This is a genomic window from Thiocapsa sp. UBA6158, from assembly GCF_002423035.1.
GTDB lineage: Bacteria > Pseudomonadota > Gammaproteobacteria > Chromatiales > Chromatiaceae > Thiocapsa.
Map to the genome: position 1 here is coordinate 57,892 of NZ_DIUM01000129.1, position 12,305 is coordinate 70,196.

General features: G+C 63.2%; 9 protein-coding genes. 8 read left to right on the forward strand and 1 reads right to left on the reverse strand.

Features of this window, described 5'->3' with window-relative positions; all coding sequences use genetic code 11:
• The first annotated feature begins 86 nt into the window (after positions 1 to 86).
• The 8 genes from B4N44_RS17560 (at position 87) to B4N44_RS17595 (ending at position 10,020) form a co-directional block, all read left to right on the forward strand.
• Positions 87 to 1,283 carry a PP2C family protein-serine/threonine phosphatase gene (locus B4N44_RS17560; RefSeq protein WP_296703649.1) on the forward strand — a complete coding sequence of 399 codons (1,197 nt, stop codon included), beginning with the start codon at positions 87 to 89 and terminating at the stop codon, positions 1,281 to 1,283.
• Positions 1,284 to 1,544: 261 nt separating this feature from the next.
• The gene (locus B4N44_RS17565) at positions 1,545 to 1,922 is read left to right on the forward strand and encodes an Hpt domain-containing protein (RefSeq protein WP_296703651.1); all 378 of its coding nucleotides are present in this window, start codon (positions 1,545 to 1,547) and stop codon (positions 1,920 to 1,922) included.
• A 103-nt stretch (positions 1,923 to 2,025) separates the two neighbouring features.
• Positions 2,026 to 2,367 carry an STAS domain-containing protein gene (locus B4N44_RS17570; RefSeq protein ID WP_296703653.1) on the forward strand — a complete coding sequence of 114 codons (342 nt, stop codon included), beginning with the start codon at positions 2,026 to 2,028 and terminating at the stop codon, positions 2,365 to 2,367.
• A 105-nt stretch (positions 2,368 to 2,472) separates the two neighbouring features.
• Entirely contained in the window at positions 2,473 to 3,462 is a 990-nt protein-coding gene (locus tag B4N44_RS17575; RefSeq protein ID WP_296703655.1) for an SLBB domain-containing protein, read from the forward strand.
• 61 nt (positions 3,463 to 3,523) lie between these two features.
• Positions 3,524 to 5,644: a GumC family protein gene (locus tag B4N44_RS17580; protein WP_296703657.1), complete on the forward strand. Its 2,121-nt coding sequence runs from the start codon at positions 3,524 to 3,526 to the stop codon at positions 5,642 to 5,644.
• A 426-nt stretch (positions 5,645 to 6,070) separates the two neighbouring features.
• Positions 6,071 to 7,699 (forward strand): LruC domain-containing protein, encoded by a 1,629-nt coding sequence (locus tag B4N44_RS17585; RefSeq protein ID WP_296703660.1) that lies wholly within the window; start codon positions 6,071 to 6,073, stop codon positions 7,697 to 7,699.
• Positions 7,700 to 9,106: 1,407 nt separating this feature from the next.
• Positions 9,107 to 9,679 (forward strand): hypothetical protein, encoded by a 573-nt coding sequence (locus B4N44_RS17590; RefSeq protein WP_296703663.1) that lies wholly within the window; start codon positions 9,107 to 9,109, stop codon positions 9,677 to 9,679.
• A 53-nt stretch (positions 9,680 to 9,732) separates the two neighbouring features.
• Positions 9,733 to 10,020 carry a glutaredoxin domain-containing protein gene (locus tag B4N44_RS17595; RefSeq protein WP_296703666.1) on the forward strand — a complete coding sequence of 96 codons (288 nt, stop codon included), beginning with the start codon at positions 9,733 to 9,735 and terminating at the stop codon, positions 10,018 to 10,020.
• Between the two features lie 494 nt (positions 10,021 to 10,514).
• Here B4N44_RS17595 and B4N44_RS17600 read toward each other — a convergent pair whose 3' ends face one another.
• Entirely contained in the window at positions 10,515 to 11,906 is a 1,392-nt protein-coding gene (locus B4N44_RS17600) for a sigma-54-dependent transcriptional regulator (protein ID WP_296703668.1), read from the reverse strand.
• Positions 11,907 to 12,305: the final 399 nt, after the last annotated feature.

Consider the following 12,305-nt stretch of genomic DNA (forward strand, 5'->3'; position numbering starts at 1 on the left):
CCGGGGGAGGCCGTTCGCAATCCTCACCGACGCGCCTATGGTATAAGGCGTCGTGACCAATTCCTCGGCGAGACCGATCAGCCGCCATGCGTATCCTGATTGCCGACGATGCAAGCGACGCGAGGGAGATCCTCGGGCGCCTGCTCAAGCGTTGGGGGCATGAGGTCGTAACGGCCAGCAACGGCCGCGAGGCCTGGGAGATCCTCGAGCGCGAGACGATCCGTCTGGTCATCAGCGACTGGATGATGCCCGAGGTCGACGGGCTGGAGCTCTGCAGACGGATCCGCGCCGTGGAGCGGGACCATTACACCTACTTCATCCTCTTGACCGCGCGCGACGACAAGGACGACCTGATCGAGGGCATGACCGCGGGTGCCGATGACTTCCTGACCAAGTCGTTCAACTTCGAGGAGCTGCGCGTCCGGCTGCGTGCCGCCGAGCGCATCTTGAGCCTCGAAAGCCAGCTCGCCTCGCGCAACAGCAAGCTCGAAGAAACCAACGGCAAGCTCCATGCCGCGCTCGACCGGATCGAGCAGGATCTCCGGGCCGCAGCGGCTCTGCAGGCCAGCCTCTTGCCGAAGGATCCGAACGTGTCGCCCGCGCTCGCCTTGGCCTGGTTGTTCCTGCCCGCGACCGAGATCGGCGGCGACATCTTCGATTTTTTCCGCTTGAACGATCGCGATCTGGGGTTTTATCACCTCGACGTCGCCGGGCATGGCGTGCCCTCGGCCATGATGTCGGTCACCCTGAGTCGAACCCTGTCCGCGGAGCTCGGCGAAGGTCATCTGATCGCACCGCCCGGAGGCGAGCGTCGCGTCAGGGCCCCGGATGCCGTCGTCGCCGACCTCAACCGGCGCTTCCAGTCCGGCGACATCGCACCCTATTTCACCATGGTGTATGGCTACATCGACACCGATTCGGGGCGCGGCGAGTTGTGTCAGGCGGGTCACCCTCATCCGCTGCTGGCGCGACGCGATGGACATGTCGAGCAGATCGGACACGGCGGGTTTGCCGTCGGGATGCTCGAAGGCGTCCCCTACGACTCGGTCGGCTTCACCCTGGGGCCCGGGGACCGACTGATCCTCTACTCGGACGGCATCACGGACTGTCGCAACACCGAGGGCGAGAGCTTCGAGATCGAGCGTTTGATCGGCCTCGCCGGCGACTGCATCGATACGCCTCCGGCAACCTTCACGATCCGCGTGGACATGGCCTTAAGGGACTGGCGCGGAGGGGGTGAGATCGAGGACGACATCTCGCTGTTGGTCCTCCAGCGGCGATGACCAACCGGCCCGGGGGCGGGCCTCGGCTCCGCTGCCCCGGAGAGCAAAGAGGGACCGGTTGAGCAAGGACACTGCCCAACGCAGGCGCAGAGCGCTATCCTTAGGTGCGAGCGCACTCGCCCCGCAACCGAGCAGCACCGGCATCGAGGCGGCTCGGGTCCGCGAGCGGCCGGGTGGATCGGGTCGGCGCAGGGCCTCGGATCGCACACACGACACCCTAGGTGTCTCGCGCCAAGCCCACAACAGCAGCGGATGGACAGCATGTCAGGCTCAGGACAAGATCGGATCGAAACCGTCATCGACACAACCGTCCTCGCCGACATCCGTGATCTGATGGAGGATGATTTTCCCGACTTGGTGCGGCGTTTCCTCGAAGACTCGGCCGACCTGATCGATCAATTGGATCGAGGCATTGCCCGGGGCGATACCGATTCGGTCCACCGGGCTGCCCATACGCTCAAGTCGAGCTCCGCGGCCCTCGGCGCGCTGGCCCTCTCGGATCGCGCCAAGCATCTGGAGGCCCTCGGTCGCTCGGGGGTCCTCAACGGCGCAGCAGCAGAGGCGACCGCGGCCCGCGTCCAGTTTGCGCGCGCCAAGGAGACCCTGGAGAAATGTCTCGAGGAGGGATCCCGACCATAGACGCCGACCTGATTCGGGCGCACGACAACCTGCTCGGCAGACGTCCTGCACACGCGCGGATCCCGAGGCGAGAACCACTGCCCGACCGCTGGAGCTTACGAGGATGAAGGCAACCGTTACCCATCGAAAGATCGGCCATGTCGACAGCGTCGCCATCGCCGGACGCTTGACTGCCGCCGAGGCACCGGCCGTTCGGCAAGAGATCCTCCAGGTTCTGGAGCGAGGTGACGCGCGCCTCGTCCTCGACCTCGCTGAGCTGACCTTCTGCGATTCGAGCGGACTCTCGGTGTTGATCTCCGCACTCAAGGCGGCGCGCAGCAGCGGCGGCAACGTCTCTTTGGCCGGACTCACGCCATCCGTGCGGGCGCTCATCGAGCTGACCCGCCTCCAGCAGGTCTTCGAGATCTTCGACGACGCAGAGGTCGCCGCCGCGCGAATGGGCTAGATCGAGAGCGCCGGGAAAACACCCGCCGGGATGAAGGGGAGCAAGCACGCGAGCGAGATCGGGCGATCGGGCCGATTCCGGCGCCTGCGCCCAGGTTCGCATCGTGTGATTCGCATCGGACTCGCCCTCCTATGGGCGTCCATCCTGAGCGGCTGCGGTGCTTGGGAGATCGTCCCCGGGTCCACCCCCTCGGCAGCATCCGATTTCGAAGTGCCCGAACGACGGATCGAGGCATCGAGCTTCGAGCTGCTCAAGCAATTCGAGCAAGCAGGCGAGCCGGTCTATCGGTTTGGTCCCGGCGACGAGCTCGTCGTCTCGGTGGCGGCCCGCCCCGAGATCTCGGGACCGCATCTGGTGGGTCCCGACGGCATCATCACGATACCCTTTGCAGGCCCCGTCCTCATCGGCGGCCTGACGCGCGAAGAAGCCGCCTCGCGGCTGGTCGAGGCGCTCGCGCCCTATTATCTCGATCTGTCGGTGACGGTCGGCGTGACAGGCTACGGCTCGAATCGGATCGTGGTCCTCGGGCGTGTCGAGAATCCGGGCGTCCTGCAGTTCGACACCCCGCCGAATCTACTGGAAACGCTGGCCCAAGCCGGCGGCCTGCCGCTTCTGCGTCCCGAGCAGCTCTTGACGCGCTGCGCCGTGATTCGCGGCGACAGCATCCTCTGGATCGATGTCGCGCGCCTGCTCACCGGCGACCTGTCGCTGAACATCCGATTGCAGCGCAACGACATCGTCTACATCCCGGATTCCACGGACACGCCGGTCTATGTCCTCGGCGAGGTCGAAACCCCCGGGGTCTATCGCCTGACGCCCCAAATGTCGTTCCTGGATGCCATCAGCCAGGCCGGCGGTCCCACGCGGGATGCGAATCTCAATCGGATTCACGTCATCCGTCCGGCGGATCGGGTCAATTTCAGCTTCTCCTTCATGGAGATCCTGAAACCGGATCCGGGGCTGAACGTCGCCATGAAAGAGGGCGATATCGTCTATGTCCCGCGCAGCGGCATCTCGCAGATCGGCTATGTCCTGGAAAATTTCAATCCGTTCAGCTCGATTCTGATCATCAACCAGCTCATGAGCGGAGATTGATGAGCGGCCTTCTTCACTGCCGAACGCCCGATCGGCCTCATCGCGACCCGGGGATGCGTTCGTGAGCACACCTCCGGCCCAGCCCACCTCCTCGGGTGCCTTCCAACCGCTCGACAGCATTTGGAATCACAAGCTCCTAGTCGTCCTGGTTGCCTTTATCGTCGCAATCGGCGGGACCTATGTCGCCTACATCAAGGGCACCGCGGTCTATCGAGTGACGGCGGTCATCTATGTCGCACCGCGGTTCGCCAATATCCTGGAGGACTCCAAAGAGCTGGAATTCCAGTCCTTCACCCAGTTTCAGCAGTTCATGAAGCAACAGGCGCGCACCATCAATCGGTACGACATCGTGCTCGAGGCACTCGCGCGGCTCGGCGATCGCCGTTTCGACCTCTGGCAGGAGCCCGACGAATCCGATCGCGAGGCCGCCGAGCGTCTTCAGCAGCAACTTCAGGTGCGCGATGTCCGCGATACCTATCTGATTACCGTCAGCCTCGAGTCGGAGAATGCGAACGGACTCGACGAGATCGTCAACAGCGTCGTGAAGGTCTACCTGGAGAAGGCGAAAAGGGAGGAGATCTACGCCGGCGAGGATCGCATCGAGGTCCTCTCGGCACGACGCGAGGCGCACGTGTTGAGGATCCAGGCGCTCACGAAGCGACGCGGCGAGCTGGCGCAGACACTGGGTGTCACTACCTTCGTCGAGGGCGCGCTCAACCCCTACGACACCCTCTTGATCGAGAGCACGAGCGCCCTGTTCCAAGCCGAGCGCGCGCGTATCTCGGCGGATGCCGAACTGGCGACCTACGACGCCGCAACGGGCGGCGAGGCCGCCCGGATGGCATTGAGCGCCGCGGGAAGCGAGCTGGCCTCGAAGGATCCCGGGCTCAACAGCCTTAAGGCCAATCTCTACAAGCGACGCAGCGAGGTCCTCGAGCAGACCACCGGACTCACGGAGAACCACCCGGTCAGGCGCATCGCGCAGCGCGAGCTCGATGATCTGGAGCGCGAGGTTACGAGCGCATCGGCACAGCTGATCGCCGAGAAATCCGCGATGCTTCTCGAGGAGCGCAGGGCGCGCGTGCGCGAACGTGCCGCGGTGGAGGAGGTGTTGCGCGCGCAGCTTCGCGGACAACAGGAGCAGGCCGCCTGGTTCGCGACCCATTACAACGATGCGCTGGACGTCAGCAACGAGATCGCACGCGAGCGCAAGGCATTGGACGCAATCGACGATCGCGTCGAGTTCCTGGAGATCGAGGCCAGCGCGCCGGGCTTCATCCGCGTCTCGACCTGGGCCATGCCGCCGATCCTGCCGGTGAGCGGCGGGCGCACCAAGCTCGCGGTGATCTTCGCCGCGCTCGGCGGCATCTTGGGTCTCGTGGCAGCGATTGCGGTCGATCTGCTCGACCGGCGTGTTCAAACGAGTCGACAGGTACAATCGCTCGTCGGGTTTCCGCCCTTGGCGGCCTTTCTCGAACCCTCCTCGGATCCGGCGCACCGAGCGTTGCTCGCCGATCAGATGCGACGGCTCGCCCTTGCGCTCAGACGCGAGCGCGACGCAAACGGTGTGCGCCGCCTCCTTGTCACGGCGGTCCGACACGGCTGCGGTGCGACCACGATCGTGCTTGAGTTGGCGTGCGAACTCGAGCGACAAGGCTTGAGCGTCTTGGTCGTCGAGGCGAATCTATTCGTCACCGACCCGCGCTACCGAACAACACCCGAACGGCCTGGACTCTTGGACATCCTCGAGGACGATCTCGAACCCGCGGCGGCGATCGTGCCGGGAGATGCAACCTTGCCCGACCGGATCGGCACCGGAGAGTCCGAGGAAGGCCAACTGAGCGAGTGTCGCCATCTGCAGGGATTCCTGGAGCGCCTTGACGCCGATTACGACATGGTCCTTATCGACGCAGCACCCATTCGACTCTCCGCCGACACCGAATATCTGGCCGGAATCTGCGACGCGACCTGGCTGGTGGTGCGAGCACGACTCGCGCAGATCGGCGAGGTCAAGGGTTCCGTCGCGCGCTTGGAGAAGGCCGCACCGCCGGCGGTCGGCCTGATCATGACCGGCCTGACCGTCTTTTTGGGTGGCGGCTACTATGGTCAGATCCTGAAGGAATACCGAAAGGCCATCGTCGCAAAAGGCCATCCAGGCGCCGAAAGAGACACCCCTCGCTGAGAGGATCTCGCTCTGGATCGCACTCGCCCTCGACGCCCCCGAGCGAATCGCCGAGCATGCCGCCTGCCGTTCCGGCACACACTTCAGGTCGAAATCTGCCGAAACGGCAGAGGATTCCGGATCCGCCGAAGCCGCCTCGTGGATCCCGCAACGGCGCGAAAAACAACCATCCTTATTCGTATCAATGCGTTGCTTACTCTTTGGGACGGGATCGACGCGACCGGCACTGACTGACACCGAAGACGCGCGCCTGGACCGGGACTTCGCGCGCCGGCCCCGCAGTCATCGCTCTCGAAAATCCAACGCCATGATTTAAAGTATTTTTTCATGCCAGAGCAGCGAGGTCGACGACCGACCTGCTCCGATGGCACGAGTTATGTACTGCTCAATCGAGATCTTCAACGCCTCGACTGCAGGAGTCCATCGATGCCCGTTCGCCATCCTCTCTTCACCTCACTGGCCGCCATTGCGCTTGGCGCTGCGGCTCAACCCGGCCTAGCGGTGACCTGGTCCTATGTCGGTGCCTATGATGCCAACGGGGTCCCCAAGACGCTGGTCGATTTCAGCAAAAGGATACCGTCCGACCTGTTGAACGAGATCCACAGACGGTTGCCGGAAAGCCGGGATATCCGAAAGAACGATCCCAAGCTCATCACCGATGATCTCGGAGCCAACATCACCTTGCTCGAAGACGCCGAGATCACGGTCGCCTTCGTCTATGAAGGTGCCGGCTATCGCAACTCGCTCGGGTATTTCACCTTCGATCCCGCCAACACGCCGACATCGGCGAGCCCGCTCAACCCCAAGATCATGCTCCCGAATTTCTCGCTGCCGCTGCTGAAGTTCGGCGATGCCGTAGAGCTCGGAAAATTCAAGGCCGGCACGGCCGTCGGCTTCACAGTGGTCGCCGACGGATGGAAAGGCAGCGGGGTCAATCCGAATCAGCCTGCCGGCATGATCTTTCACACCCTGAAGGCGCTGAATCCGGAACCGCCCGGTGCCAACAACCTCAACGCTCACACGGTCCTGCTCTCGAAGCCGGAGGACGAGCTTCTGGTGCTGGGATTCGAGGACATGAATCGGACCTGGTCGAACAGTGACCACGACTTCAACGACGCCCTGATCGCGATCAAGGTCACGCCCTTCTCCGCCGTCGATCGCAGCCAGGTCCAATCTCTGACAAAGGAGGTGAGGGACACGGACGGGGACGGCATCAGCGACGATCTGGACGCCTTTCCGCTGGATCCTGAGCGCGCCGCGAGACGCTTCTATCCCAGCGCCACTGGCTTTGGCTATCTGGCCTTCGAAGACAACTGGCCGAGCAAGGGCGACTTCGACATGAACGACGTCGTGATGGCCTATCGGATCATCGAGACCCTGAACGCCCAAAACGAGGTGACCGACCTGAAGCTGACCTACGAGATCACCGCACGCGGCGGCACGGCGCAGACCGGGTTCGGCATCCATCTGCCCGGGATCGAGCGCAGCCTGATCAATGCTGCGGCGACCAAGCTCGCGATCGACGATCAGACGCCAGTCGCCATGCCGGCGGAGTCCGGCCAGCGCGAAGCGGTCTTCATTCTTGCGCCGAAGTTGCCGGACTTGGCCAAGACCGGTGAACGCTGGCCGTGCAGCTTCTTCAACACGATCGGCAACTGCACGCGGCGTCCGCCCGTGCAACTGACGGCGGAGATCCACTTCAGCAAACCCGTCAGCACGTCTCGGCTCGGCGCCGCTCCGTACAACCCCTTCATCTACAGGAGTCAGCGCGGCCGCGAGATCCACCTGGTGGATCGTCCGCCGACCGACAAGGCCGACCCGAAACTCTTCGGCACGGGCGATGACGCCTCGAACCCGGCCGAAGGCCGCTTTTACCGTACCGCCGATAATCTCCCGTGGGCATTGGACGTACCCGAGAACTGGAAGTATCCGGCGGAGTGGAACGACGTGGCGGACGCTTACCCGGACTTCGCGACCTGGGCCGAAAGCGGCGGACGGGCGACGGAGAACTGGTACATCGGCAATACCAACGAGGGACTGCTGTTTCAGCCTTGAGGCCAGCAATTGATCGACGGTGTCGGCAGGTGGGCCTCACGGTTTAGCAGATACCCGTTCGCCGACGGCGCACAGCCAGCCGCCTGCCCCACCCGTCAGCCGTGTTGGTTCCAAAATGATTGCGTCACGAACTTCTATAATTCGCCCGCCTCGGTATCGGCCATCGCTCCAATGATGCGACACCGCCCAAGGGTGTTCGCAAGGGTTGAAATCGACCCGGATCTGCGAACGGACGCCTCGTCATGAGCACCGTTCCGGACGCATTGCCGCCCCTAGCGGTAAGCCCTCTAAGCAGCAGTGATGTTCTGCGAGCCGTCGCCCTTTGACCGCAAGAGACTGACCGGTCCATCCTGATACCGGTCAAGCGCCGTCCGGAGACCGACGGACCGGTCAGGACCCGATCCGGTCAGCCGCTCTATTCTCACGAGCGACCCGGAAGGCATCCAAAGCGGACACGAACGCCGCCTTGTTTTCCGCTACCGGACCGGGACCAACGGACCTTGCGCACGCCACCAGTCCGCGGAACGACATCACCTGCAAGCGGGCTGCCCGCAATCCAGGCGCAGAACTCGCCACGCTCGTCCTTCGTCCAGTAGTCGGGCCAAAGGCGCGTAAAGGAGGGCGTTTCCACAACGGTCAGCATGGCAGGATTATACGTCAATGCCGCATAAAGCGCTTGGGTGCCTGCTTTGCGTCGACGGGCAGACAGTCAGCGAGACTGCAGCTTTTACCGCGATTTGCCGACAACGACCTTTTAGGACCGCAAGACTGAACGGCCGCGACTGACCGGTCATGGGGCACAGCGATCGGTCGGCTGGCTCGGCTCGGTGGCCGGTCTGGATTGGTTGCTGCCCAAACTGGTATGGGCGTGTTCGGCGGGATGTGAAATTTCCTGACACCCGCGAGCCGGCTCGGGCGGATTTGCGGTCTGAGGCGGGGGCGGCCGATCAGGTGCCTCTTATCTCCGCGTGCACTCATTTCTCGGGGTCGGCCCGAAGCGCCGTTTACCGGCGCTGCTGCGGCGACCTGCCTACGCTCGTTGCTGCCGCTGAAGGTGGGGCTTCCGGAAGGCTGCGCCTCACGCGGAACCGGCACCGGCGAGGTGGGCGCAGTTCAGGCGAAGCTGAGGGCCTCGATCATCCCTTCGCCCACATCGGCCGCCAAATGCGTAGTCAGGCCATCCTGGCCTGACAGAATCAGGGCTGGAAGCCCTGACGACGCAGGGACCGCAAGGCAGTTGGACCAAACGATGATCAAGGCCAAGCTGAGGTATGGTGAGCAAGCCAAGGGGTTTGCTGGTGAATTCCGGCAGGCCAGAACCCACCTTTACGAAAGTCAAGATCCATTTGGCCCTTCCCCTCAACCGAGCTCCGTACAGAGCTTGTCAATCGGACATCACCCTACGCCATGACTACAAAGCTCGCGCAGAAGCATGCGATCAAAGGTTCTCGGGAATTTGAGCTTGTCGATGACGAGGTTCGGTACATCATCACGTCGCCGCTCAGAACGGAGTCTTTGAGCGTCGTTTTGAGCGTCTTGGACCCTGAGCCTCTGATATCGGGTTCGACGCTTTCGTTTGTCAGCCAGGTGAACAGAGAGCCACTGGTTGAGTTGTTTCTCGATGAGCCGGACAGGGAGACCTTTAATCAGTTCGTGAGCACGATTCGGCGACGGATTATCGAGGAGGATTTCGGCCGGCTTCGCGTCCCGGATAAAGGCGTCGATGTCAAGGTCGACGGGGTCAGTGAATCGATTGATATGCTGCGGAGATACGTGGACCCGCAGGAGATCGAGGCCTTGCTTGCTGCCTTGGAGGAGCTAAAGCAGACGCCGGATATCCCGCACTGCCTACAACGCGTCGCGGAAGCATTCAATGAGCTCGGTATTGCGCAAGGCCAGGTGTTGCTCTATGCGCCTTACATCAATTTCCTGTTGTCAGGAGCCGGTGCAGAGGGTGACCGCGCAGACACCGAGAAGTAGTCCGATCGACATCTCTTTTCGCGACACGATCGCTTCTCTAATTCGAGATCAGAATGACTGCAAAAGTAGAGATTTACGGCACAAGCAACTGCAGGAAATGCGTTGACGTTCGGGCGCTGTTGGACCGATACGGCATCGACTATGTCGACCATCTGATCGATTTGATGCCGCTTGAGAAAGACGAGATGTTCCGGCGCTGCGGGCTCAAGTACTACCCCCAGATATTCATTAACGATGAACATCTCGGGGGAGAAGAGGAGTTGATGATGCTGGAGGCCGACGGCCGGTTGCGGAAGCTACTGGGTTTGCAAGAGCAGGCTGAATCCCGGATTCGAGACTGAGGTTCGCGAGAGGGGTGTGAAATTTCCTGACACCCCCACGCGGTTCGTGGGGATGTCCGCTTCGAGTCGAGAACGGTCCGTCGTTCGCCGGACGGCGGGTGTCCGCAAACAGGAACGAAGAGTCACCGCCTTTCGGGCGCTGGGTGACCGGTCAGGGCCGACAGCGACCTCTCGACGTCGCGCTGCCCAGGGACCGCGACAGACCGCTCCCGGGGCCCTGCCGTCGCCGACCTCGGTGACTCGACTGACAGCTCCCCGCGTGAAGCGATCGGTGGCGTAAGCAGTCGCCTGAGTGCGCAAAGCGCGTCGAGCAGTCGCTGAAGAGACTTAAGCCGAGCTTCGGCAACTGGCCGGTTGCTGCCGCTAGGGTCGCCTGAACCGATCCAAGACCGGTTGGTCGGCAGGCACCTGCAACAGCAGTGGACAAATCCGGCAAGGTCGGCGCGGATCATTCCGAGCAACTCTTGTGGAGCAAAATGAGCGACAACAAGCTGTCAGCCGTCAGCTGACTCACCCCTCACCCCTCGCTCTTGATCCTGCTCCGAAGACCCCTTCAAATCGGCCAGCAGCCGATAGAGCGTCCGCTCGCCGATCCCCAATACACGCGCGACCGTCGACCGGCGCCCTTCGTGGCGCTCGAGCAGCAGTTGCAGATAGCACCGCTCGATCTCGGCGAGGGTCGGCTCATGATCGAACCTCAGCGTCACCCCGCCGCTCGGCGCACTCGCGGGTGTGCGGGCGAGGGTAAGATGCTCCGGATCGATCCTGAGTTTGTTGCCGGACAGGATGATCGCCCGCTCGACGATATTGCGCAGCTCCCGGACATTCCCCGGCCAGTCGTAGGCGACCAACTGCCGCATGGCCGACTCGCTCGCCCGCTTGACGATACGTCTGGAAAGCCCCGGGTGGGCAAGAAAGTGCCGCACCAGCGGCGGAATGTCCTCGCGTCGTTCGCGCAACGGCGGCACTGCGACCACGAAGGTGTTGAGGCGATACAAGAGATCCTGGCGGAATTCGCCGCGTTGGGCCATCCCGTCGAGATCCCGATTGGTTGCGGCCACGATCCGCACCTCGGCCTGGATGTCGGTGGCGGCGCCGAGACGACGGAAGCGCTTGGTTTCCAGAACGCGCAACAGCTTGGCCTGGATCGGTGCCGGAATCTCGCCGATCTCGTCCAGAAACAGGGTTCCGCCCTTCGCCTGCTCGATCAGACCCGGCTTGCGCTGGGACGCGCCCGTAAAGGCGCCGCGCTCGTGCCCGAACAGCTCCGACTCGAACAGTGTTTCGGGCAGAGAGCAGCAGTCCACCGCCACCAGAGGACCCTCGGCCCGCGGGCTCAGACGATGGATCTCTTGGGCGACCTTCTCCTTGCCGACGCCGCTCTCACCGAGGATCAAGACGGTCGCCTCGGTCGCTGCCACGGCCGCAAGGTCGGCCAGCAGGCGCCGCAGCGGCGCACTCTCGCCCACCAAGAGGCTGGGGGCTTCGTGCCGCAGCACGCTGGTGTAGAACTCGCCGCGTCGGTAGAGGAGGACGTTGTCGATGATCCGGCGGGCCGCACCGGCCAGCTCCTCCGCATCCACGGGCTTGGCCAGAAACTCGTTCGCACCCAAACGCAGGGCCTGCAGAGCACTCTCCATCCCGTCCTCGCCGCAAAGGACGAGGATCGGCAGATCCTGCGCCCAAGCCTCCATCGTGGCGGCGCTCAGGTCGCCGGGCCAGGGGTCGTCCAACAGGATCAAATCGGGCGCATCGGATGACAAGAGCCGTCGCGCTTCACTCGCGTCCGCGACGGCCGTGACCTGATAACCGCAGCGACGCAGAGACTGCGACATGTCGCGTTGGGCCTGTTTGTCCGTGCTCACCAGCAAGATGTGGTCGGTCATGACTGATCCTTTCGTCCGAATCGATAACAAGGGGCAGGTTGCTCCGACGCGCGCGGGACGCACCTTGCCTTGCGAAAAACCCGCGCACACCGGGTATCACATTGGTTTGCACGGGGTCTCCTTTGCCCGATGACCGAGCCGTATCGAACGTAAGCATCATAGGGCTTCGCCGGGAAACGCATCGCAAACGACGATCCGTAGAGGATCCGACATTTCAGCCGGATCGGCAGGGCAGCCCTTCGCACATCGAGTCGGTGATGGCCTCACGGCCGATCCCGCGGGGATCGGACCGCAAGCGACTGCCATGCCGGCAGGGTCAACCGCCGACGCGCTGCAGATCTGGCAGCCGCGCCCCCACCACACCCTGTAAACAGATAGGTGATTAGCGTCGTTCCTCAG

Bases quoted from the DNA above. Each gene is read 5' to 3' on its own strand.
- B4N44_RS17560 (WP_296703649.1), top strand. From the start codon at position 87: ATGCGTATCCTGATTGCCGACGATGCAAGCGACGCGAGGGAGATCCTC.
- B4N44_RS17565 (WP_296703651.1), top strand. From the start codon at position 1,545: ATGTCAGGCTCAGGACAAGATCGGATCGAAACCGTCATCGACACAACC.
- B4N44_RS17570 (WP_296703653.1), top strand. From the start codon at position 2,026: ATGAAGGCAACCGTTACCCATCGAAAGATCGGCCATGTCGACAGCGTC.
- B4N44_RS17585 (WP_296703660.1), top strand. From the start codon at position 6,071: ATGCCCGTTCGCCATCCTCTCTTCACCTCACTGGCCGCCATTGCGCTT.
- B4N44_RS17590 (WP_296703663.1), top strand. From the start codon at position 9,107: ATGACTACAAAGCTCGCGCAGAAGCATGCGATCAAAGGTTCTCGGGAA.
- B4N44_RS17595 (WP_296703666.1), top strand. From the start codon at position 9,733: ATGACTGCAAAAGTAGAGATTTACGGCACAAGCAACTGCAGGAAATGC.
- B4N44_RS17600 (WP_296703668.1), bottom strand. From the start codon at position 11,906: ATGACCGACCACATCTTGCTGGTGAGCACGGACAAACAGGCCCAACGC.